22 protein-coding genes, 1 tRNA gene and 1 riboswitch are annotated in these 20,980 nt (G+C 51.2%); of the genes, 22 read left to right on the forward strand and 1 reads right to left on the reverse strand.

Annotated features, from left to right (window positions below; genetic code table 11):
* Positions 1-41 precede the first annotated feature (41 nt).
* From spoIIM to CTH_RS04535, 22 genes are all read left to right on the forward strand, one after another.
* The gene (spoIIM, locus tag CTH_RS04435) at positions 42-671 is read left to right on the forward strand and encodes a stage II sporulation protein M (protein WP_159073818.1); all 630 of its coding nucleotides are present in this window, start codon (positions 42-44) and stop codon (positions 669-671) included.
* Between the two features lie 132 nt (positions 672-803).
* Positions 804-1,976, forward strand: coding sequence for a phosphopentomutase (locus CTH_RS04440; protein ID WP_078665032.1), 1,173 nt, complete (start codon positions 804-806; stop codon positions 1,974-1,976).
* A gap of 13 nt (positions 1,977-1,989) precedes the next feature.
* Entirely contained in the window at positions 1,990-2,814 is an 825-nt protein-coding gene (locus tag CTH_RS04445; RefSeq protein WP_107753189.1) for a purine-nucleoside phosphorylase, read from the forward strand.
* A complete protein-coding gene (locus tag CTH_RS04450) occupies positions 2,808-3,635 on the forward strand; it encodes a purine-nucleoside phosphorylase (protein ID WP_107753191.1) in 828 nt (275 codons plus the stop codon). The genes CTH_RS04445 and CTH_RS04450 overlap by 7 nt, the downstream gene beginning before the upstream one ends.
* 12 nt (positions 3,636-3,647) lie before the next feature.
* Positions 3,648-4,952: a pyrimidine-nucleoside phosphorylase gene (locus CTH_RS04455; RefSeq protein ID WP_107753193.1), complete on the forward strand. Its 1,305-nt coding sequence runs from the start codon at positions 3,648-3,650 to the stop codon at positions 4,950-4,952.
* A 284-nt stretch (positions 4,953-5,236) separates the two neighbouring features.
* The gene (locus CTH_RS04460) at positions 5,237-5,932 is read left to right on the forward strand and encodes a DUF6230 family protein (protein WP_107753195.1); all 696 of its coding nucleotides are present in this window, start codon (positions 5,237-5,239) and stop codon (positions 5,930-5,932) included.
* Between the two features lie 46 nt (positions 5,933-5,978).
* Positions 5,979-6,791 carry a DUF6114 domain-containing protein gene (locus CTH_RS04465; protein WP_078665037.1) on the forward strand — a complete coding sequence of 271 codons (813 nt, stop codon included), beginning with the start codon at positions 5,979-5,981 and terminating at the stop codon, positions 6,789-6,791.
* A 59-nt stretch (positions 6,792-6,850) separates the two neighbouring features.
* Complete coding sequence (locus CTH_RS04470) at positions 6,851-7,180, forward strand: winged helix-turn-helix domain-containing protein (protein ID WP_079932891.1); 330 nt, start codon at positions 6,851-6,853, stop codon at positions 7,178-7,180.
* A 53-nt stretch (positions 7,181-7,233) separates the two neighbouring features.
* Positions 7,234-8,088, forward strand: a complete 855-nt coding sequence (locus tag CTH_RS04475) for an ABC transporter substrate-binding protein (protein ID WP_078665039.1) — start codon at positions 7,234-7,236, stop codon at positions 8,086-8,088.
* A gap of 17 nt (positions 8,089-8,105) precedes the next feature.
* Positions 8,106-8,798, forward strand: coding sequence for an ABC transporter permease (locus CTH_RS04480; protein WP_078665040.1), 693 nt, complete (start codon positions 8,106-8,108; stop codon positions 8,796-8,798).
* Position 8,799: 1 nt separating this feature from the next.
* Positions 8,800-9,861 carry an ABC transporter ATP-binding protein gene (locus tag CTH_RS04485; protein ID WP_078665041.1) on the forward strand — a complete coding sequence of 354 codons (1,062 nt, stop codon included), beginning with the start codon at positions 8,800-8,802 and terminating at the stop codon, positions 9,859-9,861.
* A gap of 52 nt (positions 9,862-9,913) precedes the next feature.
* A riboswitch (glycine riboswitch) is annotated at positions 9,914-10,015 on the forward strand.
* Positions 10,016-10,191: 176 nt separating this feature from the next.
* Complete coding sequence (gene gcvT / locus CTH_RS04490; RefSeq protein WP_107753197.1) at positions 10,192-11,289, forward strand: glycine cleavage system aminomethyltransferase GcvT; 1,098 nt, start codon at positions 10,192-10,194, stop codon at positions 11,287-11,289.
* Positions 11,290-11,295: 6 nt separating this feature from the next.
* Positions 11,296-11,673 carry a glycine cleavage system protein GcvH gene (gene gcvH / locus CTH_RS04495; protein WP_107753199.1) on the forward strand — a complete coding sequence of 126 codons (378 nt, stop codon included), beginning with the start codon at positions 11,296-11,298 and terminating at the stop codon, positions 11,671-11,673.
* 20 nt (positions 11,674-11,693) lie between these two features.
* Positions 11,694-13,031: an aminomethyl-transferring glycine dehydrogenase subunit GcvPA gene (gene gcvPA, locus CTH_RS04500; RefSeq protein ID WP_107753201.1), complete on the forward strand. Its 1,338-nt coding sequence runs from the start codon at positions 11,694-11,696 to the stop codon at positions 13,029-13,031.
* A gap of 1 nt (position 13,032) precedes the next feature.
* Complete coding sequence (gene gcvPB / locus CTH_RS04505) at positions 13,033-14,478, forward strand: aminomethyl-transferring glycine dehydrogenase subunit GcvPB (RefSeq protein ID WP_078665045.1); 1,446 nt, start codon at positions 13,033-13,035, stop codon at positions 14,476-14,478.
* Complete coding sequence (locus tag CTH_RS04510; RefSeq protein ID WP_078665046.1) at positions 14,478-15,323, forward strand: LipS1 family lipoyl synthase; 846 nt, start codon at positions 14,478-14,480, stop codon at positions 15,321-15,323. Before gcvPB ends, CTH_RS04510 begins: the two co-directional genes overlap by 1 nt.
* Complete coding sequence (locus CTH_RS04515; protein ID WP_078665047.1) at positions 15,320-16,312, forward strand: LipS2 family lipoyl synthase; 993 nt, start codon at positions 15,320-15,322, stop codon at positions 16,310-16,312. Before CTH_RS04510 ends, CTH_RS04515 begins: the two co-directional genes overlap by 4 nt.
* Complete coding sequence (locus CTH_RS04520) at positions 16,297-17,106, forward strand: lipoate--protein ligase family protein (protein ID WP_200803465.1); 810 nt, start codon at positions 16,297-16,299, stop codon at positions 17,104-17,106. The genes CTH_RS04515 and CTH_RS04520 overlap by 16 nt, the downstream gene beginning before the upstream one ends.
* 46 nt (positions 17,107-17,152) lie before the next feature.
* Positions 17,153-17,248: transfer RNA gene (locus CTH_RS14100), tRNA-Cys, on the forward strand.
* A gap of 115 nt (positions 17,249-17,363) precedes the next feature.
* On the forward strand, positions 17,364-19,322 hold the full coding sequence (locus tag CTH_RS04525; RefSeq protein WP_107753203.1) for a CoB--CoM heterodisulfide reductase iron-sulfur subunit A family protein: 1,959 nt from the start codon (positions 17,364-17,366) through the stop codon (positions 19,320-19,322).
* Positions 19,313-19,729, forward strand: coding sequence for a hydrogenase iron-sulfur subunit (locus tag CTH_RS04530; protein ID WP_078665049.1), 417 nt, complete (start codon positions 19,313-19,315; stop codon positions 19,727-19,729). Before CTH_RS04525 ends, CTH_RS04530 begins: the two co-directional genes overlap by 10 nt.
* A 6-nt stretch (positions 19,730-19,735) precedes the next feature.
* A complete protein-coding gene (locus tag CTH_RS04535) occupies positions 19,736-20,692 on the forward strand; it encodes a LysR family transcriptional regulator (protein WP_078665050.1) in 957 nt (318 codons plus the stop codon).
* Here CTH_RS04535 and CTH_RS04540 read toward each other — a convergent pair.
* Complete coding sequence (locus CTH_RS04540) at positions 20,605-20,970, reverse strand: L,D-transpeptidase (RefSeq protein ID WP_078665051.1); 366 nt, start codon at positions 20,968-20,970, stop codon at positions 20,605-20,607. The two genes, CTH_RS04535 and CTH_RS04540, sit on opposite strands and share 88 nt — an antisense overlap.
* Positions 20,971-20,980: the final 10 nt, after the last annotated feature.

Below are 20,980 nucleotides of genomic sequence, written 5' to 3' on the forward strand. Positions count from 1 at the left end.
CTCTCTTGTCCCATAAATATAGGACAGGGAGGAGGATGAAAATGCGGAGACTGAAGAAGATATTGAGCCAGTATTTGCGGGAGCGCTGGATGAGTTATCTCTGGGTGCTCCTCCTTTATTTCAGCGGCTATATTCTGGGGGCCCTGGGGCCAGGGGCTCTTGATGCTGGTCAGAAACAGCAGCTGACCCTGCTGGTGGACCATTTCTGGCAAAACCTGTCCAGTCTGGATGTGGATCGGGGCAGGTATTTCTGGTCCCTGGTCCTGGAACAGGGACGCAGCCTGTTTTTGCTTTTTCTGGGTGGCCTGTTTGTCCTGACCCTGCCGTTAGTCTGGGTTGTGGTCTTCTTGCGGGGGTTTGCCCTGGGTTTTACAGCAGCCTTCCTGACTGCGGAAAAAGCTGCTGCCGGGGCAGTTCTGGCCCTGGTTGCCCTTTTACCGCAAAATCTCTTCTTCCTGTCTATGTACTGGGCCGCTGCGGTCAGTTCCCAGCGTTTTGCACTGTACTGGCTTAAAAGCAGACTGGGGCGACGGCAGGGGGATGGCAGGGATGTGCTGCTGGCCTATTTTCTGGTTTTTCTGCTTTATGGCGGGTTATTATTTCTGGGGGCATTAACAGAAACTTACTTTACCCCGGTGTTGATGAAACAGATCTGGCGGTTGTTGAATTAAGAAAAATATTTTTTGATAAATCCTGCTGACCAGGCAGGATTTTCTTTTTCGGTGTGGAATAGAATAATTACTAAAAGGTCAGACGACTAACATTATTGGTGGAGAAACGTTTGCACAGAGGAGGAAGCTAAAATGGCAATATTTAAACGGGCAATCCTGATCGTACTGGACAGTGCGGGTATTGGCGCCCTGCCGGATGCCGACAGGTATGGCGATGCCGGGGCTGATACCCTGGGCCATATTTCCGAAAGGGTAGGAGGATTGAAAGTCCCCAACCTGATTCAGCTAGGGCTAGCCAATATCCGGCCTTTTCCCCACCTGCAACCGATCAGCAATCCCAGGGGAGCTTATGGTCGCTGTGCCGAGATGTCCAATGGCAAGGATACCACCACTGGCCACTGGGAGATGGCTGGCATCATTCTGGAGAAGGCTTTTCGCACTTATCCCCAGGGATTCCCACCGGAAATTATTGCTGAATTTGAACGGCGGATCGGCCGCAAGACCCTGGGCAATGTGGTTGCTTCCGGGACAGTGATTATTGAACAGCTGGGCGAAGAACACATGCGTACCGGCTATCCTATTGTATATACTTCGGCTGATAGCGTTTTCCAGATTGCCGCTCACGAAGAGGTTATACCTATCGAGGAGCTTTACCGCATGTGCCAAATCGCCCGGGAACTACTGGTTGGCGATCATGCCGTAGGGCGGGTAATAGCACGGCCCTTTATCGGGCAACCGGGAGCCTTTAAGCGGACTGAGCGGCGTCATGACTATTCCCTGCAGCCCCCCAAAACCATGTTGCTGGATAAAATCAAGGCACTGGGTTTGGAAGTAATGGCAGTGGGAAAAATTAAAGATATCTATGATGGCCGGGGTGTGACCCAGCATAAACTCACCAAATCCAATATGGATGCTGTGGACAAAACGCTGGAATTCATGGACCAGGGCGACCAGGGCTTGATTTTTGCCAACCTGGTGGATTTTGACTCCCTCTATGGCCATCGCAATGATGTAGAAGGTTATGCCCGGGCTTTAAGCGAATTTGACCAGCGCTTGCCGGAAATCATGGGACGGATGGGCAATGATGACCTGTTAATTATTACGGCAGATCACGGCTGTGATCCTACTGATGCCAGTACAGATCACTCCAGGGAGTATACTCCCCTCCTGGTTTATAGCCCCCGCTATCAGGGGGGCGTAAACCTGGGGACCAGGTCAACTTTTGCCGATATCGGGCAAACCATTGCCCGGGCCCTGGGCACGGAAATCGAAGTCGGCACCTCTTTTCTGGCAGAACTAAAATAGGGGAGGTTAAAGCATGGAACGAGCCTGGAAAGTCAAATTGACTGAAGCTGTGGAGTACATTCGCCGTCACACCGATTACCTGCCGGAAATTGCCTTGATCCTGGGATCCGGACTGGGGGCTCTGGCGGAGGAAATCGAGGAGGCAGTGACCATTCCCTACCGGGAGCTCCCTCATTTCCCGGTATCCACTGTGGAAGGTCATGCCGGTCGTCTGGTGCTGGGCAAGCTGAAAGGCAAAACGGTAGTGGCTATGCAGGGTAGATTTCATTACTATGAAGGTTACAGCATGGGAGAAGTCACCTTCCCTGTACGGGTCATGAAGCTACTGGGGGCACGCCAGCTGTTCGTTACCAACGCGGCCGGTGGTATCAACCGGGAGTTTAAACCGGGAGACCTGATGTTGATAACCGACCATATTAATTTGATGGGCAGCAACCCTCTGATTGGACCTAACTGGGATGATTTTGGCCCCCGTTTTCCGGACATGAGTGCTGCTTACAGTGCCCGTCTCCAGGAAATCGCAGACCGGGTAGCAGCCAGCCAGGGTTTTAAGCTGCAGCGAGGGGTTTATGCCGCCATGACCGGGCCTTCTTATGAAACCCCGGCCGAAATCCGTTATCTGGCTAAAATCGGTGCTGATGCGGTGGGGATGTCCACTGTGCCTGAAGTTATTGTAGCCAATCACAGCGGCATGGAAGTGCTGGGTATTTCCTGTATCACCAATATGGCGGCCGGAATTTTGCCAGATAAACTGGACCACAGTGAAGTAATGGAAACTGCTGAAAGAATTAAAAAGCAATTTTTAGCGCTGGTAAAGGGGATAGTGGAGTTATGTTAGAATTAAGGGAAAAAATTAAGGATGCAGCAAGCTATATTAAAAAAGCACTGGCTGGCCGGGAGCTGCCCCAAATCGGTCTGGTGCTGGGGTCCGGTCTGGGCTCACTGGCAGAGGAGATTGAGGAAACGGTAATTCTGGATTATGCCGAAATCCCCCATTTCCCGGTTTCCACTGTGGCAGGCCATGCTGGCCGCCTGGTTATCGGCTTGCTCTCTGGCAAACGGGTTATGGCCATGCAGGGACGCTTTCACTACTATGAAGGTTATAGCTTGCAGGAAGTAACCTTTCCCATTCGCGTGATGCAGGCCCTGGGGATAAAAGAGCTGATAGTTACCAATGCCTGCGGAGGGATGAATCCCACTTTTGCTCCCGGGGACTTGATGTTAATTTCTGACCATATTAATTTCATTGGCAGCAATCCCTTGATTGGCCCCAATCTGGAGGAATTTGGGCTCCGGTTCCCTGATATGAGTGAAGCCTACAGCCGCCGTTTGCGTGCCCTTGCCCGCCAGGTGGCCGGGGAACAGGGAGTAAAACTGCAGGAAGGAGTATATGTGCCGGTCAGCGGGCCTAACTACTGTACCCCGGCAGAACTGATTTTCCTGCGCCAGATCGGCGGCGACGCGGTGGGGATGTCCACAGTCCCGGAAGTGATTGTTGCTAACCATGGGGGCATGGAGGTACTGGGAATAGCCTGTGTCACCGATATGGCGATTGGAGAACACCTGGAAAAGCTGGAGCATGAGCAGGTAGTTGCGGTGGCGGAACAGGCCCGGCCCCGTTTCATTCAATTGATCAAGGGAATTCTGGCAGCGATGTAAGGAGGAAAGGGCATGCGCGCATATGATATTATCCGCAAAAAACGGGATGGCGGCGAATTGAGCCAGGCGGAAATAGAATTCATGGTTCAGGGCTATACCAGCAATGAAATTCCCGATTACCAGATGGCCGCCTGGGCCATGGCTGTCTTCCTGCGGGGGATGAATGCCAGGGAAACAGCGGATTTGACCATGGCCATGGTCCGTTCCGGCGATCAGGTGGACCTAAGTGGCATTGCCGGGATCAAGGTAGATAAGCATTCCACCGGTGGCGTCGGGGATACCACCACCCTGGTGCTGGCTCCTCTGGTAGCAGCAGCCGGGGCACCGGTAGCCAAGATGAGCGGCCGCGGTCTGGGACATACCGGTGGTACTCTGGATAAGTTCGAGTCCATTCCCGGTTTCCGTGTAGAGCTGAAAAAAGAGGAGTTTATCCGCAATGTCAACACAGTTGGGGCGGCTGTTGTCGGGCAAACAGGCAATCTGGCCCCGGCTGACAAAAAGCTGTATGCCCTGCGGGATGTCACAGCAACTGTGGATTCTATTCCCTTGATTGCCAGCTCTATTATGAGTAAAAAAATTGCTGCTGGAGCAGATGCCATCGTACTGGATGTTAAAACCGGCAGCGGGGCCTTTATGAAAACCCTGGAGGATTCTTTCGCCCTGGCCCGGGCCATGGTGGCCATCGGCCAGGAGGTAGGGCGAAAAACAGTAGCGGTAATTACCGATATGGACCAGCCTCTGGGTCGGGCGATTGGCAATGCCCTTGAGGTTAAAGAGGCTATTGAAACTTTAAGAGGCGGCGGTCCCTCCGATTTGAGGGAACTTTGCCTGACCCTGGGCAGTCACATGGTCACCCTGGCCGGCAAGGCTGCTAGCCCGGCAGAGGCCCGGGCCAGACTGGAGGAACTGCTGCAGAATGGGCAGGCTCTGGCCAAATTTAAAGAAATGGTAGCTGCCCAGGGTGGTGACCCCCGGGTTATCGACCAGCCAGAGCTCCTGCCTCAGGCTCAAAAGGTAATTCCTCTTCTGGCAGAACAGGATGGCTATGTGGCGCGAATCGAAGCCGAGGAGCTAGGGATTGCAGCCACCCTGCTGGGGGCTGGCCGGGAGACCAAGGAATCAAAAGTGGATCTGGCCGTTGGTTTAGTAGTTAACAAGAAAGTAGGAGAGGCGGTGGCGGCTGGCGAACCACTGGTTTGGCTCCATGTCAACGAGGAACGGCGGCTGGCGGAAGTAATGGCTAAAGTAAAAGCCGCTTTTACCATCAGCTATCAGCAGCCGGCACCGGCGACCTTGATCTATGGGGAAGTAGTTTAGTTGAGGTTCGAGGTTGGAAGATTGAAGTTGGATTAGGGACCATGGTGTTAGCCATGGTCTTTTTTTTGAATTACCCCAGGCGGATTACCGGGGTGGTTTCTTTTTGTCTGACCAGCGGTGTTACTGTTCGGTGTACTTAAATGACCATTCAGTCAGAAGATTTATCCTTTTGGAAAAAAAATATAGTGTAAAAAATTCAGATAAGTATAATTGTTCTTAGATATATATGAATGAAGATTCATTCCGAGGAAGCCGGGAGAAATAGCGTTAGGGAGGTTGAGAAGATGTTAAGCGTACTGAATTTAAACAAAAAATTATTTTTCTGGTCCCTGGGACTGACACTGGGCAGTCTGTTTTCCGTACTGGTAACTCTGGCCAATACAGGTAATCTCTTTGCTGCCATGCCACTGGCAGGAGTGGGTGGGTTTGTAATTGAAGCTGATAAAATCACGGGTACCAATTTTGAACTGATTCCTTCAGTTGCCGATACCAATTTGTCCAATAAGGAACAGGAAAGCTGGACAGCTTTTCCCCAGTCCCAGACTACCATGGATACTGTGAGTATCTGGGGCCTGCGCCTTTACAAGAATATAGATTTGTCGCATCTGGGTTTTCCGGTGGCCAATTATGTCCAGGTGTTAGTGGAAGCCAATACAACTGAAAGTAAATATGTCAGCGGTACCCAGCTGTTGATGAATGCCGATTATATTGAAGCGGAACAAATTGATTTCGGAGATCTGCAGATGGACGAGAATATGAGGACTGACTACCCCAACCTGGTGACCGGAGATGACCAAAAAGCTGATATAGGTATGAAAGCCAGTTCTGTTACCCTGACCAGGGCTAAAATCAATGCCCACTATATGTCCACCAAAACCATGAGCATTCCCGGCATGAAGCTGACTTTGCATCTCTACGACAGCAATAACAGGGAAGTAGCGCCAGCCAATATCATGCATAGCAGCCCCTGGAATAACTGATTTAAGGAAGGCCCGGCTTCCTTATTTTTTTCCTGGAGGGATGAAAATGAAAATTAAAATGCAGGCAATTATACTGGGCGGCTTGCTTGGGGCTTTTGCAGGCGGGGTGTGGTGGCAATTGGGCCTGGTTTCGGCCCTCATTGGTGCCATGGCTGGAATAGGAACAATGATGATTCTGGTCAGGTATTTTCCTCATAAACAGATTGCCTACGGTGTCGAAGGGGCCATTACCCTGGGGTTGATCGGAGGGGCTTTGATGCCCCAAAATTATATATATGCAGGGATAGCTCTTGGTATGACAGCTGGCAGCTGGCTATACAGCGGAATTTTTTCCTGCTGGCTTAACAGGATGCAATTGAAAGGCTGGTATATGGAGTTGCCTGGAAAAATGCTCTGGCGTCCCTTGCTGGCTGCAATAAGTGTAATGATAACGGAAATTGCTTTTAACCCCTGGCTGGCATGGCCTGTGGCTATTCTTGCTACTACCTCCTGGGGCTTTATCCTGGTGCAAAATCGGAAACGTCCTGTTTTGGGGGCAGTATTAACTCTTTTAGGGAGCATTTTAGTTATCTGGTTTGGGATTGATATTGCTCCGGTCCTTTTTTTGCCAGGGAGCGGGCTTTACTGGGCCGGAATGGTTCTGGGGCTGGGATTGCTGGCCTTATCATTACTGGCTCTGTTTTTCCCCCGCTGGCATCTGGGTTTAGGGGTTACCATCCTGATTCTGTCAATTCTCTCGTATGTTGGAGCTGCCGGTGGATTAGTGCTGGGAGGGTTGCTGTCTCTTCTGGGCGGATGTTTGATCCTGGCCTGGGCCGGTCAAAAAATTGAAAAAAATAATGTTAATTTAGCTCAATGACGGCAGGAATTTTCCTTTTCCTGCCGAATATATTTTTATCCAACAGTGGAGGCGAGAAGATGGAGGTTCGTTGGAAAGCGTGGCTGGTATATGATGATAAGGCAGTGGGTGGGAGCGGATTGTGTGCACTGCTTAAAGCTATACAGCAGTATGGTTCTCTGAACCAGGCTGCACAGAAATTGGGTATATCATACCGCCAGGCCTGGGGCCGGCTGCGCAAAGCTGAAGCTGTTTTACAGCGGGAACTGGTTTACAAGCAAACTGGAGGAGAAAATGGAGGGGGAATGAGTCTGACTGGAGATGGGGAGCGACTTTTACTGTTTTTTGAACAAATGACAGCAGAGATAAATGCGGTTGTCAGTTACTGGCAACAAAGAAAGCCATTTTAATTTTTTTATCTGCGTTATGTACATTTTAACAGAACGAGGGAGGAAGTTGTTTTATGAAAAGAACTGCTATCTTATTTACAGTTATCATGCTTTTTATCGCCAGTTTAACTGGTTGCGGTTCCCAGCAGGAAAAGGCTAAAAATACAATAGCAGAAAAAAGTAACAAAGATGTGATCCTGGCTACTACCACCAGCACCCAGGATTCAGGTTTGCTGGATGTGTTGATACCTGCTTTTGAAAAAGAAACTGGATATAATGTCAAAACAATTGCGGTAGGAACTGGTCAGGCTCTGGCTATGGGAGAAAGAGGAGAAGCTGATGTCCTGTTGACTCACGCACCGGCATCTGAACAAAAGCTGGTGGATAAAGGGATTGTGACTGACTACTCTCTGGTAATGCACAATGACTTTATCCTGGTTGGCCCAGCAGAGGACCCAGCCAGAGTTAAAGGAAAAGAAATAAAAGAGGCACTCAAAGCTATCTCTCAGCAGCAGGCTCTATTCTTATCCCGGGGGGATAATTCCGGTACCCACAAGTTTGAACAAAAAATATGGGAAAAGGTAGGAATAAAACCTGCCGGCAAATGGTATCAGTCTACTGGCAGCGGGATGGGACAAACCCTGAGTGTGGCTGCAGAAAAACGGGGTTATACAATTACAGACCGGGGCACTTACCTGGCCTTAAAAGACAAGTTGAATTTGGAGATTTTGGTCCAGGGCAGTAATGAGTTAAAGAATATCTACCATGTCATGGCAGTAAATCCTGACAAATATCCCAAAGTTAATGCTAAAGGAGCTCGAGCTTTTATCGCCTTTTTACTTAAACCGGACACCCAGAAGTTGATCGGCCAGTTTGGGGTGGATAAATATGGCCAGCCCCTGTTTTATCCTGATGCTATAAAACAGTAACAAAGTAGGTGCAAGGGATGGAATTGATCTGGGAAGGGATGGTTCAGGCGCTGAAATTATTGTTCCAGGGGGACCGGGAAACCTGGGCCATTATTGCCCTTTCTTTGCGGGTTTCAGGTACAGCTACTATCTTAAGTCTTGTCATAGGGATTCCCCTGGGTGTGTACCTGGCTTTAGGGGATTTTCGGGGGCGGCGCTTGCTGGTGACTCTGGTTAACAGCGGTATGGGTATGCCGCCGGTGGTAGCTGGTCTGCTGGTGACCATTTTGCTCTGGCGTAATGGGCCCCTGGGTTTCTTTCATCTTCTCTATACCCCTGCCGCCATGATTATCGCTCAGACTTTGATTGCTGCTCCTATCATTGTGGGGTTGACTATGGCCGCCATTCAACAGATTAACCCCAAATTGGTCTGGCAGCTGCAATCTTTAGGGGCGAGTCCTTTACATATTATCGGGATCCTGTTAAAGGAGGCCCGTTATTCCCTGCTGGCAGCAGTGATGGCAGGATTTGGGGCAGTGGTTTCGGAAGTAGGTGCTTCCATGATGGTAGGGGGCAATATCCAGGGGGAAACCCGGGTTTTAACCACAGCAACAGTAATGGAAGTAAGTAAAGGCAATTTTGGCCTGGCCATGGCTTTGAGTTTTGTTCTGCTATTTTTAAGTTATGGAGTAACCTATCTGCTCACCCTGTTGCAGCAAAGGAGAGGTTGAAATGGGCTGGCCGCTGTTACTGGAAAATCTACAGGTAAAGCGCGGGGGTAAGCTGGTACTTGCCGTGCCGCGCTTAGAGCTTGGAGCCGGGGAAATCATGGCGGTGCTGGGTCCCAATGGGGCAGGCAAAAGTACATTGCTGCTGACAGTGGCCGGGATCCTCTGTCCCAGCCAGGGCAGCATTCGCGCCGGGGAAATGGTCTGGGGCCCGGGCCGGGACCCTTATCAATGGCGCCAGGCGGTAACCCTGGTTTTTCAGGAGGCATTGCTGGTCAGTGGAACCGTACTGGATAATGTCACCCTGGGGCTGAAATTTCGTGGCCTATCTGCCCGGGAGCGGGAACAGCTGGCCGGGCCCTGGCTGGAACGGCTGGGCTTGACGGAGCTGGCCCGGCGCCGAGTTCAAGATTTAAGTGGAGGGGAAGCTCAGCGGGTAGCCCTGGCCCGTGCCCTGGTTCTTAAGCCCCAGGTGCTCTTGCTGGATGAACCTTTTGCCGCTGTGGATGCACCTACCCGTAGCCGTCTCCTGCGGGAATTGCGTCTGTTATTGAAAGAAACGGGCATCACCACCCTGTTCATTACCCATGACTTTCGGGAATTGCCGTTACTGGCTGACCGGGGGCTGGTACTGTTGCAGGGGCAAATGGCTCAGGTGGGAACGGTGCGGGAACTGGCCGAACGGCCGGCTAGTGAGGCGATAGCTCGTTTTTTTGGGGTGGAAAATCTCTGGCCTACCGGAGGAAGTCTGCCGGGTTTAAAGGAACTGCCGCCCGGTCTGGGGGCTATTCCGGCCCGGTGCGTGCGAATCCTCGGCGCCAAACCGGCTGTAGCCGGTGAGAGCTGGCTTTGGCCTGGGAAGGTAAAATATGTGGAAGAACACTGGGATGGGGTTTACTATTGTCTCCTTTGTGAAGGACTGGAAGTTTGGGGCTGGGCAGATAACCAGCTGCGGCTGCAATTAGGGGAACAGGCCTGGGCAGTAATCAATAAAAAACAGTTACATTATATTGAAACCCGGAATAGCCTAAATTTTTTGTCAGATCAAGAAGGACTTCCGGGTTAGTTGGCGAATATATTATAAATGGAGACCTGCCTTGAAACTGAATATACGGGGGAGGAAGAGGTCGGGAGAGACCCTTAAAGGGCGCCGAAGGAGCAAGATGGGCGGTTGGCGGCCGCAGATCAAAACTCTCAGGCAAAAGAACTGACTTCAGACCCCACTCTGGAGAGCTTTCGGGTAGACTGCCAGGCTGCCCGAAACACCCAAGGGGAAGCCCGTAACTATTGCGGGTAATCTCTCAGGTAACCAGGACAGAGAAAAGCCAAAAAGGCTTGTCTCTGTCCTTTTTATTTGTCCCCATTGGCACATACTAATGTTAAGGAGGTGTTCCTGTTGGCAGAATTGAAACGCACTCCCCTTTATGAGTTGCATATAGCCGCCGGAGCGAAGATGGTGGATTTTGGGGGCTGGGAAATGCCGGTTCAGTACAGTGGCTTTATCGATGAACACCAGACCGTCCGCCAGGCAGCAGGTCTCTTTGATGTCTCCCACATGGGGGAAATTACCGTTAAAGGCCCCGGGGCCCTGGCCTTTCTGGAAAAGTTGCTGCCCAACCAGGTGGCCAGGTTAGCAAAAGGGCAAATCCTCTATTCTCCCATGTGCTATGAACACGGTGGCACGGTGGATGACCTGCTGGTATACAAGGAGGATGAGGAGGAATATCTCCTTGTAGTCAATGCCGGCAATACTGATAAGGATTATGAATGGATCAAGCAGCTGGCCCCGGCAGGAGTGGAGGTGGAAAACATTTCCCATACTGTGGCCCAGCTGGCCATTCAGGGACCTCAGGCTACTGCGATCCTTAAGCCCCTTACTCCCGTTCAGTTAGATGCTATTCGCTACTACTGGTTCACCCGAGGTGAGGTTGCGGGCATACCCTGTATTATCTCCCGCACCGGCTACACCGGGGAGGATGGCTGGGAACTTTATTGTTCACCGGACCAGGCCAGGCAGCTCTGGCAAACCCTGCTTACGGCTGGACAGGATAAGGGTATTAAGCCTATCGGTTTGGGGGCCCGGGATACCCTGCGCTTTGAGGCTGCTATGCCTCTATATGGCCATGAACTGAGCGAAGATATTACACCCCTGGAAGCTGGCCTGAAGAGATTCATCGCCCTTGATAAACCGGAAGATTTCATCGGCAAGACTGCTCTTACGGCCCAGGCTGAAGCAGGACTGAAGCGCAAGCTGGTAGGTCTGGAAATGGTAGAGCGGGGCATTGCCCGGCAGGGTTACCTGGTAGTCAACCAGGGACAGGAAATCGGGGTAGTAACCTCTGGAACCATGGCACCTACCCTGGGCAAGAATCTGGCCATGGCTCTGGTGGCTATAGAAGTAGCTCAGCCTGGCCAGGAAGTGGCTGTATTAATTCGTAACAAGGAAGTAAAGGCAAAAATAACTAATTTGCCTTTTTATAAAAGAGGGAGGTAATTGAGTATGAGTAAGGTACTGGCAGACTTAAAGTATACCAAAGAACATGAATGGGTAAAAATCGAAGGCAATATTGCTACTATCGGCATTACAGATCACGCTCAGGAAGCCCTTGGCGACGTAGTTTTTGTAGATTTGCCGCCGGTAGGTACAGAAATCAGTGCTGGAGAAAGCTTCGGTACTGTGGAATCAGTAAAAGCCGTTTCAGATATTTATGCTCCTGTAACAGGCAAAGTGATAGAAGTAAACCAGGAGCTTATCGACGCCCCTGAAAAAATCAATGAAGATGCCTATGCTGCCTGGATGGTCAAGGTGGAAATCAGCGAAGAACCGGCGGAATTGCTGACTGCTGACGAATACGAAGAATTGCTGGCCAACGAATAAGAGCGAGGGGGCATAACCGCATGTATATACCGCATACCGAGGCTGAGCGGCGGGAAATGCTGGCCGCTATGGGAGTGAACAGTATTGAGGACTTGTTTGCTGACATTCCGGCGGAAGTGAAAATGCAGCGGCCATTACAGATTCCCGGGTTTAAGAACGAGATGGAAGTAGCTGCCCATTTGCGGGAACTGGCTGCCAAAAACGCCAGCCTGCAGGAATATGTATCCTTCCTGGGGGCAGGGGTTTATGACCATCATATTCCCAGTGCCGTAGATCATATTCTCCTGCGTTCCGAGTTTTACACAGCCTATACTCCCTATCAGCCGGAAATAAGCCAGGGGACGCTGACTGCGATTTTTGAATTCCAGACCCTGATCTGCCAGTTGACTGGCATGGATGTGGCCAATGCTTCTATGTATGATGGGGCTACAGCCACGGCGGAAGCGGCCCTGATGGGCTGTGCAGCCACCCGCCGGCCGCGGATTCTGATTTCCACTGCCGTTCATCCTGAATACCGGGCCGTGGTGAAGACCTATGCCCGGGGCCAGGGGCTGGAAGTGGTGGAAATCCCCTATGAAGACGGAGTAACCTCTGAAGCTGCGTTACAGGAACAACTGGATACATTGGCTGGGGTGGTGATTATCCAGCAACCTAACTTCTTTGGCTGTCTGGAGCAGGGCGAGAGGATTGGTGAGATGGCCAAACAGGCTGGGGCCAAATTTGTGGTTATCGCTGACCCCATTTCCCTGGGACTTTTGACTCCTCCTGGTGAATATGGTGCGGATATCGTGGTTGGTGATGGCCAGCCCTGGGGCAATCCTCCCAGTTTTGGCGGACCTTCTTTTGGCTTTATGGCTGTGAAAGAGGAGATGGTAAGACGGATGCCGGGCCGAATTGTCGGACAGACCGTTGACAATCGGGGCCAGCGGGCTTTTGTTCTCACCCTGCAGGCCCGGGAACAACATATTCGCCGGGAAAAAGCTACCTCCAACATTTGTTCCAACCAGGCTCTCTGTGCGCTGGCTGCCACTATTCACCTGAGTTTGCTGGGCAAGCAGGGGGTTAGGAAAGTTGCCGAATTGAATGTGCAAAAGGCCCACTATCTCTTTGAGGAAATGAAAAAACTTCCCGGCTTTGCACCAGCCTTTACAGCACCCTTTTTCCGGGAATTTGCTATCAAGACTCCTCAATCGCCCCGGCGGATCAATGAAAAGTTGCTGGCCCACAAATTTATTGGCGGTTTGGATCTGGAGCGGGTTTATCCAGAACTGACCAGTACCCAGCTGTGGACAGCCACTGAAAAACGAACCAGGCAGGAAATAGAACGTCTGATCGCAGTGCTGGGGGAGGTGAAGTAAGATGGCCAAACTCATTTTTGAGCTCAGCCGCCCTGGTTGTGTTGGTCATCCCCTGCCGGATTGTGATGTACCTGCCCGGGAGCTGGCTGAACTGTTACCGGGAGTGGAATTAAGAGAAGAAGTAAAGGGCTTGCCGGAAGTGAGTGAAGTGGAAGTCATTCGCCATTTCACCGAGCTTTCCCGTCTCAATCACGGGGTGGATTCCGGTTTTTATCCCCTGGGCTCCTGTACGATGAAATATAATCCTAAAATCAATGAAAATACCGCTCGCTTACCCGGTTTTGCCTGGCTGCATCCCTATCAGCCGGAGGAGTCGATCCAGGGGGCTCTGGAGTTGCTGTACCAGACCCAGGAGTATCTGGCGGAAATCGCCGGTTTGCCGGCAGTGACCCTGCAACCGGCAGCGGGGGCGCACGGGGAATATACCGGGATGATGATCATCCGGGCCTACCATGAGAGCCGGGGGGATAAACGCACCAGGGTGATTGTTCCTGACTCCGCCCATGGCACCAACCCGGCTACTGCCGCCATTTGCGGCTATTCAGTGGTAGCGGTGAAATCCGATGAGCGGGGCTGTGTGGATGTGGAAGCCCTGAAAAAGGTGATGGATGAGCATGTCGCTGCCTTAATGCTGACCAACCCCAACACTCTGGGTTTGTTTGAAGAAAACATCCGGGAAATTGCGGAAATCGTGCATAGCAAAGGCGGTTTGCTCTACTATGATGGGGCCAATGCCAATGCCATTATGGGAATTGCTCGGCCGGGAGATATGGGCTTTGATGTAATGCACTTTAACCTGCATAAGACCTTTTCCACTCCCCACGGGGGCGGCGGCCCTGGTTCCGGTCCGGTAGCAGTGCGGGATTTCCTGGCACCTTTCCTGCCTGTACCGGTTGTAGTGAAAGGCGAGGATGGTTACCGCCTGGATTATGACCGACCCCAGTCCATTGGTAAGGTGCGTTCCTTCTATGGCAACTTCGGGGTGGCAGTTAAGGCCTATACTTACATGCGGGCTCTGGGCGGAGAAGGCCTGAAGGCTGTCAGCGAAAATGCTGTACTTAATGCCAACTACTTGCTCAGTCAGTTGAAACAGCATTATTATCTTCCTGTTGACAGGATTTGCAAACACGAATTTGTGCTCAATTCCAAAAAGCAAAAACCTTATGGTGTCAGAACTATGGATATAGCCAAACGGTTACTGGACTATGGCTATCATCCGCCTACGGTCTACTTCCCGCTGATCGTGGAGGAAGCCCTGATGATCGAACCCACAGAAACGGAGTCCAAACAGACTCTGGATGAATTTATTGCCAGTATGATCAAAATCGCCCGGGAAGCGGAGGAAAATCCGGAGCTGCTGACATCAGCTCCCCATACTACCCCCATTGGTCGGGTAGATGAAGCCCGGGCGGCCAGACAGCCTGTATTGAAATGGGATGGTCAATAATGGAAAAGAAATTACAAACGGCCTGGCAAGTGCGCCAGGCCCATTTTCCCCCCAGAATTTATTTTGACCGCCCCCATGCAACCAAAGGGGTAAGTGTGACCGGCAAGGAATGTGCCCTGAATTGCAGTCATTGCGGTGGGCATTATCTGGAAAAGATGGCTGCTTTGAAACCAGAAATCTTAGGGCAAGCTAAAAGCTATCTGATTAGCGGCGGCTGTGATGGTCAGGGCCGGGTCCCCTGGTTCCGCCAGCTGGATCTACTGCTCCAGGCCAAAGGAAAGAGCCGCTACAACATGCATGTGGGATTGGTGAATGAGGAGGAAATTCCAGCTCTGGCCCGGATTGCTGATGTGGTTTCCTTTGATTTTGTTGCTGATGATGCTACCATCCGCGAAGCCCTGGGCCTGGAAAAAACGGTGGAAGATTATGTCCGGGTCTATCAGGCTCTCAGGCAAAAGGTCAGAGTTTTGCCCCATATTTGTATCGGTTTGCGCGGAGGAGAGGAAAGCGGGGAAGAAAGAGCGCTGGATTTGCTGGCCGAGCTGGGGACCGAGGGACTGGTTTTTATAGTCTTTACCCCGACTCCCGGCACCCGCTATGCCGATCGTCAGCCGCCGCCCTTAGAACGAGTGGTGGATTTGCTGAGCGAGGCCCGTTTGCGTTTTCCTAATTTGCCCATTCACCTGGGGTGTATGCGGCCCAAAGGCAAATATCGGGCCCGGCTGGACGAACTGGCCATCAGGGCCGGGATCAACCGGCTGGTGCAGCCCACCCCGGGAGCTGTTCAGCTGGCGCAAACCCTGGGACTGGAGATAGTCTACGGGGAGGAGTGTTGTGTACTATGATCAAGGTTTCAGCGGGTACAGCCCATGTACTGGGGCTAAAACAGCTTAAAACCGATGCCCCTCCCACCACCGCCTATTTGATGGCGGGGGAAAAGTGCAGTCGTTCCTGTGGCTTCTGTCCTCAAGGCCGGGACAGCCAGAGCCGTTCTGATCTCCTCTCCCGGGTGACCTGGCCGGGTTTTCAGATGCAGGAAGTGGTGCCCCGGATTGCTGCAGCTTTTCAGTCCGGGGAGATCAAACGCACCTGTTTGCAAGTGGTTAACAGCCGGGAGGCCTGGCTACATACCCGGGAGATGATTGCAGAACTGACACGGCAAACCGATGTGCCCATTTGCCTTTCCTGCACTCGCATGGATATGGCTCGGCTGGAGGAAATGCTGGCTGCGGGTGTAGAACGGATTGGATTACCTCTGGATGTAGCTAATCCTGAACTATATAGCCAGATCAAGGGCGGTTCCTGGAGTGAACAGCTGGCTTTTATCGAAGCTGCCGCCCGAACTTTTCCGGGGCGAATTAGCACTCATCTCATCGTTGGCCTGGGAGAGCGGGAAGAAGAAATTTGCCAGCTGCTGCAGCGTTTTACCGACCAGGGAATAACAGTGGCTCTTTTTGCCTTTACCCCTGTGCCGGGTACAGCTCTGGCAGACCGGCCGCCACCACCGCTGGCCCAGTATCGCCGCATCCAGGCTGCCCACTGGTTAATCAAAAACAAACTGGTCAGGGTAGAACAAATGATTTTTACTGCCAGTGGTCGCCTGGTTTATCTGGGAGCCAGGGAGCAGTTACGGCAATGGCTGGCCTGTGGCAGGGCATTCCAGACCAGTGGCTGTCCAGATTGCAACCGGCCCTATTATAATGAGAAACCAGGGGGTATTATGTATAATTATCCCCGGCCGCTGACTGAAGCAGAGAGAGAGCAGGAACTGGCTTTCCTTTTCAGCAGTCTGAAAACTGAGCCGAAGGAGGAGGAACAGTGCAGTGGCGCTTGATTGATAGTGGCAGCATGGACCCTTACTGGAATATGGCCGTGGATGAAGCCATTCTGGAAGCAGTAGCTGCTGGCCAGGTTCCTCCTACCCTGCGCTTTTATGCCTGGCAGCCTCCCGGGCTGTCCCTGGGGTATTTTCAGCGGCTGCAACAGGAAGTGGACCTGGTTGCCTGTCAGCGGCTGGGAGTAAAAGTAGTGCGCCGCCTGACTGGAGGCAGAGCGGTTCTTCATGAACATGAGCTGACCTATAGCCTGATAGCCCCGCAGGACCATCCGGCGGTTAGCGGTTCAGTGCTGGAATCATATTTAAAGATTTCCCGGGGTCTGCTGACAGGTTTAAAAAATCTGGGGATCGATGCATGTCTGGCAGAAGGTAAAAGCGGAACAGAACCGGCTTCTTCAGCCTGTTTTGATGCTCCTTCCCGGTATGAACTGACGGTAGAGGGCAAAAAATTAGTGGGCAGTGCCCAGACCCGCAAACAGGGAGTGGTTTTGCAGCACGGTTCCATCCTGGTGCGGCTGGAGACGGAGAAACTTTTCGCCTGTCTCCGCTTTCCCAGCGAAGAAATGCGGAGGCGGCTGCTCAGTAATTTTCACCAGCGGGCTATCACTATTGGTGCGATTCTGGGACGGGAACCGGAATATGAGGAACTGGTAACTGCCTTTACAGCTGGCTTTAGCCAGGGCCTGGGTATAGAACTGCAAACGGGTTTGCTTACAGAGCAGGAAAAGGCACAGGCAGCAATGCTGGTAGCGGAAAAATACAGCCAGGAAAGCTGGAACAATTTACGATAACTAATTTTTATTTTTATCATAAGTAATAATTGGGTATAATATGAGCGGGGAGAAGGGGGCTGGGTCCCTCCACGGACTGCAAATCCGCTCGGCCTGGACGTAACCCGTCCGGGGGTTGGTTCGATTCCAACTCTCCCCTCCATACCGGTACTGTTACCGGTATTTTTTTTAACTTGATTATAACAAAAAGTTATTAGCCAGATAATAATAAGTTATTGTATAATTTAACAGAGCATTGTTGATAAGGGGATGGAATAATGGGGAAAACTGGAGTGTTTGTCTGCTGGTGTGGGTCCAATATCGGTGGTGTTGTGAATGTACCGCAAGTGGTGGAAGCTGTACGTTCATTGCCAGGAGTAGTGCTGGCAACAGATCACAAGTATACTTGCTCTGAACCAGGGCAACAGATGATCATTTCGGCTATCCAGGAGCATGGTTTGGAACGGGTGGTAGTTGCTTCCTGCTCTCCACGCATGCACGAGCTTACCTTCCGTAAAACCCTGAAGCGAGCTGGTTTGAATCCATATATGCTGGAAATGGCTAATTTGCGCGAACATTGTTCCTGGATTCATTCTCATCTACCCCAGCTGGCCACAGAAAAGGCTATTGCCCTGGTCAAAAAAGCCATTGCCAAAGTTAGTCGGGCCAAACCGTTGTTTGAAGATTTTTTGCCTATAAATAAAAGAGCACTGGTGATAGGGGGCGGAATAGCCGGGTTGCAAGCTGCTCTGGATATTGCTGAACATGGCTATGAAGTGGTACTGGTAGAAAAAGAGCCAACCATTGGTGGTAAAATGGCAGCTCTGGATAAAACTTTTCCTACCCTGGACTGTTCAGCCTGTATATGTACACCAAAAATGGTGGAGGCAGCCCAGCATCCAAAGATAAAAATTTATACTCTGGCGGAAGTAGCTAAGGTTGAGGGCTATCTGGGCAATTTTACTGTTACCGTTCACCAGAAACCACGGTATATAGATCTGGCCAGATGTTCCGGGTGCGGCATTTGTGAAAGTAAGTGCCCGAGCAAGGTAGCCAGTGAATTTGAACAGGGCCTGAGCATGCGACCAGCCATTTATAGACCTTTTCCCCAGGCTGTACCCAATAAACCGGTTATCGATGCTAGAAATTGCCGTAAAATTCAGGAAAATAAATGTGGTCTCTGTGCTAAAATTTGTCCCAATGGAGCTATTGATTACACTCAACAGGAGGAATTGATCCAGGAACAGGTAGGAGCGATTGTGGTAGCTACCGGTTATGAGCTTTTTGACTGGACCAGATATGAGGAATATGGCGGGGGTAGATACCGGGATGTCATCAGCGGTTTACAACTGGAACGCCTGTTAAATGCATCCGGACCTACCGGCGGCAAAATCCTGCGGCCTTCTGACGGTAAAGTTCCCCGGAGTGTGGTTCTGGTCAAATGCGTCGGTTCCCGGGACTACCGGAAAGGCAAGAGTTATTGTTCCAGAGCCTGTTGCATGTATACTGCCAAACATGCAATGCAAATCAAGGAAAAAATCCCGTCAGCGGAGGTCTATGTCTTTTATATGGATGTGCGAACTGCCGGTAAGATGTATGAGGAATTTTACCTGAGGGCAGTAGAGGAATATGGGGTTAATTACCTGCGTGGCAGAGTCGCCAAAATTTATGAACGAGATAACAGATTGATCGTCTGGGGTGAAGATACCCTCAGCGGGCAGAAGGTAGAAATCGCGGCTGATCTGGTGGTTCTGGCTACCGGAATGGTACCGGCTGCCGGTGCGGAACAGCTGGCCCAGATTTGCAGCTTCGCTGCGGACAGCAATGGCTTTTACATGGAAGCTCACCCCAAATTGAGGCCAGTTGAAACCAATACTGCTGGCATATTTTTAGCCGGTTGCTGTCAGGGGCCCAAAGATATCCCGGACACAGTGGCGCAGGCCAGTGCAGCGGCCAGCAAAGTAACAGCCCTCTTTGCCCAGCAACATCTGGTAACCAATCCGATGGTTGCAGAAGTAAATGAGCAGCTTTGTTCAGGATGTATGCATTGTCAAAGCATATGTCCCTATCATGCTTTAGAGTTCAAGGAAAGCCAGGGGCGATGGGTGACTATGGTAAATAAAGGGCTCTGTCAGGGCTGTGGTGCCTGTACCGTTGCCTGTCGTTCCGGGGCGTTGAATCTCAGTGGTTACACCAATGAGCAATTGCTGGCGGAGGTGGTCTGGGCATGTCAGTAAAGGAATGGCAGCCTAAAATCATTGGATTTTGCTGTAACTGGTGTAGTTATGCCGGGGCAGACCTGGCAGGGATTAGCCGCTTGCAACAACCGCCTAATGTCAGGGTCATCCGGGTGCCCTGTTCCGGCAGGGTAAATCCGCAATTTATTCTTAAAGCTTTTCAGCATGGGGCCGATGGGGTACTGGTGGCTGGCTGTCATCCGGGTGATTGTCATTATGCTACTGGTAACTATTTCACGCGCAGAAGATTTTTGATTTTCAAGCGATTACTGGAATATGTAGGCTATGAACCGGGTCGGTTGAGAGCCCGCTGGATATCAGGAGCGGAAGGGCAAAAATTCGCTTCTACTACCCGGGAAATGGTAGAAGAGATTAAACTGCTAGGCCCCAATCGACGATTGAGGTGAAATTCGATGAATTTGGATTATTTAAAAACGCTGGTAGTAGTGGCTGAATGCAGGAATTTAACGGAAGCAGCTGAGAGATTGGGAGTTTCCCAGCCAGCAGTTACCAAACAGATTAAGGTGCTAGAGGAAAGGCTGAATACCAGACTGCTGATCAGGGGCAAAAAAAATCTGGAATTAACAGAAGCCGGTATTTTGCTGGAACTTTATGGACGGGAGTTGCTTCAGCTCTGGGAGAAGGCCCAGCTGGATTTGTGTAAACTCAGCTGCCAGCAGGCAAAACAGAGGCTAAGGATTGCCAGCATGATTAAAGGCCCTTTTCTGACCTGGTTACTGGAAAATTTTAAGAAGATTTATCCACGGGTCCCTGTTGAACAGGTGGAGGGATCCCTGGATTTTCTAACCGCCAGTAAAGATATTCTGGTTATCAGTGCTGAAAGACTGAAGATCCCGGAGTACACAGGCGAAGCAGTTTATCGAGATAAACTAGTTCTGCTGACAGCTAAAAAACATCCCCTTGCCAGTCTAAAAACCATTAATTTTTATGAACTTGCCCGCCAACGGATTTTTACGCTAAAAGCAAGTTATCCTTTTGCTATGGTTGCGGGTAAACATAACATTAATTGCAGTCAGGTCATCACTCTGGACAGTCTGGATGCTGTTTTAACAGCTGCCAGAACAGGACAGGGCGTAGCCCTGGTGCCGAAAAGGGTGACTCTGGCTTATTACCAGGCTAATATGCTGCTGCAAGAGCTTAAGGTTATAGGCTTTCAGGGGGAATACCAGCTCTGGGCAAATTATCCGGAAAGGGAATTTGCAGCAGCAGCTAGCTTCATGGCTTTTTTAAAAAATTCCCTGACTCAGGAAAAAATCGCCGCTTATTTTGCCAGTTCCGACCAGGGCTCAGAACGAATCCAGACCGGGGTCCAGATGCTAACCCGGGAAAAAAGCTCTTCGATATGCTGATTGTGGAGGCGCACACAGCCATTGGAAACGGCCAGGCCGATTGAAGCGGGATTGTTAGTACCATGAATACCGTATTTACCCCGGGGGACGAAATGAAAGGTTAGCCAGCGGCTGCCCAGGATGCCCCCGGGATTGATTATTTTCTCCAGTATACGAAAATTCCCCTGCGGGGTCGGAGTCTGGGGTTTGCCGATGGCAATAGGGTAGATGGCCAGGGGCTTGCCATTTTGCAGGAGATAAAGTTTGCGGACAGAGAGGGAGATATAGATACCATTCATATCCCTTCCT

It is taken from the genome of Carboxydocella thermautotrophica (assembly GCA_003054495.1).
Classification (GTDB): Bacteria; Bacillota.